General features: G+C 37.4%; 1 protein-coding gene. It reads left to right on the top strand.

The window, feature by feature from the left end:
- The coding region (locus tag M1B78_RS18650; protein WP_257941518.1) for a hypothetical protein at positions 1-198 on the top strand (198 nt) is incomplete at its 5' end.
- Positions 199-246: the final 48 nt, after the last annotated feature.

Below are 246 nucleotides of genomic sequence, written 5' to 3'. Positions count from 1 at the left end.
TTTCATGTTCCTACAGTTTTTCGTTGTACAAAAGTAGGAAACCATGCACGCTTTCTTGATACGCAAAATGTTGCAAACCAGAGAGAAATAATCTTATTCGGTGGAGATTTACGCTCCACCTCTTTTGCTCCACCTTTTGGAACACCAATAACGGTAATATTGGATCAACCCGAAAACCCTGTGGGTATATTATGTTAATACGCGAAAGTGAATTATCTTTACGGTTAAATTAAGCAATATCAATCC

The organism is Bacteroides muris (ex Fokt et al. 2023) (genome assembly GCF_024704895.1).
GTDB classification, from domain to species: Bacteria; Bacteroidota; Bacteroidia; order Bacteroidales; family Bacteroidaceae; genus Bacteroides; species Bacteroides muris.
This window is presented reverse-complemented; position numbering and strand designations above follow the sequence as displayed.